The 2,241-nt window shown below is 63.0% G+C and carries 2 protein-coding genes and 1 pseudogene; all 3 read right to left on the reverse strand.

Translation table 11 applies throughout. From position 1 onward, the window contains the following. Positions 1-151: pseudogene (locus D8U71_RS07445) on the reverse strand (glycosyltransferase family 1 protein); the annotation flags it as partial. Beyond that, positions 151-1,212, reverse strand: a complete 1,062-nt coding sequence (waaC, locus tag D8U71_RS07450; protein WP_130887514.1) for a lipopolysaccharide heptosyltransferase I — start codon at positions 1,210-1,212, stop codon at positions 151-153. The gene waaC and the pseudogene D8U71_RS07445, both read right to left, overlap by 1 nt. Before the next feature lies 1 nt (position 1,213). Further along, positions 1,214-2,239 (reverse strand): lipopolysaccharide heptosyltransferase II, encoded by a 1,026-nt coding sequence (gene waaF, locus D8U71_RS07455; RefSeq protein ID WP_241664214.1) that lies wholly within the window; start codon positions 2,237-2,239, stop codon positions 1,214-1,216. Between the last annotated feature and the right edge of the window lie 2 nt (positions 2,240-2,241).

The raw sequence follows: 2,241 nt of genomic DNA on the forward strand, positions 1-2,241 counted from the left end.
CTTCGAAACCCGGCGGCACGTCGCCTTCCCAGATCAGCGTGTAGACGCGAATCTGATGGCCGCGTTTCTGGCATTCGAGGGCGATGCGCATGAAGTCGCGCTGCAAGCCACCGAACGGGAAATATTTGTACAGGACAAATGCCAATTGCATCAGCGCAACTCCTCAGCCATTAACAACGTGCTCAGTCGGCTGGCGACACGCTCGGGGTTCACACGCGTGAAGCACAAAGGCTGCTCGCGTTTCAGGTCAAACTCACGGGCATCCTGCTCGGTCGGTTGATAGGTACATTTTTTCTGCATGCAGGGCGCGCACGGGAAGTCGCTGGCCAGATGAATCTGCAGCTTGCCGTAAGCGCCGGTCAGGCCCGGGTTGGTCGGGCCGAACAACGAGATGGTCGGCACATCCAGCGCAGCGGCCAGATGGCCGAGCCCGGTGTCCACCGCCACGCAGGCTTGCGCGCCGGCGAGGACTTTGCCGACGCCGGCCAGGTTGAGTTTCGGCAGCACTTCGGCGTGTTTGAAGCCGGCAGCGATGCGTTCGGCGCGGGCCTTTTCCTGTGGGTTGCCCCACGGCAGCTTCACGCCAACGCCGAGGTAGCCGACCCGCTCGGTCAGCTCGCGCCAGTAGAGTTCCGGCCAGTGCTTGGTGTCCCAAGTGGTGCCGTGGAGGAACACCACGTAAGCGTTCTTGCGTGGCAACTCGACCAGGCGCTCGACGTTGAGGCCGTAATCGCCGAGTCCTTTGGGCAAGTCGTAACCCAGAGCGATGGCGAATAACTGGCGCACGCGCTCGACGGCGTGCTGGCCTCGGGCGACAGCGAGTTTACGATCGTAGAAGCGCGCAGCCATCGGCTCGCGCGCGGAGGTTTTATCGAGGCCGGCCACCGGGGCTTTGACGTAGCGGGTCAGCCAGGCACTTTTCAGCAGGCCTTGAGCGTCGATCACCAGATGGTATTTATTGGCGCGCACGCTTTGCTTGAAGCGTTTCCACTCGCCGCCGGTGATGGTTTTCCACAAATTCTTGCGCCAGCGGCGGATCGCCACCGGAATCACTTTATCGACCGCCGGGTGCCAGCTCGGAATCTCGGCGAAGCCTTCTTCCACCACCCAGTCGAACTTGATGCCCGGGATCGCCCGTGCGGCGTCGGTCAGCGCTGGCAACGCGTGAATCACGTCGCCCAGCGATGAAGTCTTGATCAGCAATACCCGCAAGTTAATGAACCTCGACCACGGAGCCCTGCAACTTCTGCAAGGCATCGTTGACCGCGTCCGGCATCAGCTGGCGCAGGCAGTTGTAATGGCCGAACCGGCAAGTTCGATCGAAGCACGGGCTGCATTCGATGCCCAGGCGCACGATCTCGACCTGCTCGGCCAGCGGCGGGGTGAAGCCCGGCGAGGTCGAGCCGTACACCGCGACCAGCGGACGATTCAATGCCGCAGCGACGTGCATCAGGCCGGAGTCATTGGACACAACGGAATCGGCGCATGAGAGCAGGTCAATGGCCTCGGCCAGCGAGGTGCCGCCGCTGAGGTTGACCGATTCTTCACGCAGGCCCGGGATCAAACGTGCGCGGATATCTTCGCCGACCGCGTGATCGTTTTTCGAGCCGAACAGCCATACCTGCCAGCCTTCGCGGATGCGCGCTTCGGCGACCTTGGCGTAGTGCTCGGACGGCCAGCGCTTGGATTCGCCGAACTCAGCGCCGGGGCACAGGGCCAGGACCGGGCGATCAAGGGTCAGGCCGAATTTGGCCAGTGCCGCTTCGCGGGTCACCGGGTCGATTTGCAGAGTCGGGCGCGGGTACGGCTTCGGCAGCTCGGCGTTCGCTCCATAGGCCAGCGCCATGAAGCGCTCGATCATAAGCGGGTAGCGTTCTTTGTCGAGAGTGCGCACGTCGTTGAGCAGGCCATAGCGGAACTCGCCACGCCAGCCAGTGCGTTTCGGAATGCCGGCAAAAAACGGCACCAGTGCCGATTTCAGCGAGTTGGGCAGCAGGATCGCCTGATCGTACTGACCGCGCAGGGACTTGCCGATGCGTCGGCGCGTCGCCAGTTCCAGCGCGCCGTGGCCGAGCGGGAAGCTCAAGGCCTTGCGCACTTCGGGCATGCGCTCGAGGATCGGCCGGCTCCATTCAGGCGCCAGCACGTCGATTGCGCATTGCGGGTGGCGTTGCTTGAGACACTGAAACAGTGTCTGCGCCATCACCATGTCACCGACCCAACTGGGCCCAACGATCAGAA

It is taken from the genome of Pseudomonas sp. Sample_21, assembly GCF_004307525.1.
GTDB lineage: Bacteria > Pseudomonadota > Gammaproteobacteria > Pseudomonadales > Pseudomonadaceae > Aquipseudomonas > Aquipseudomonas atacamensis.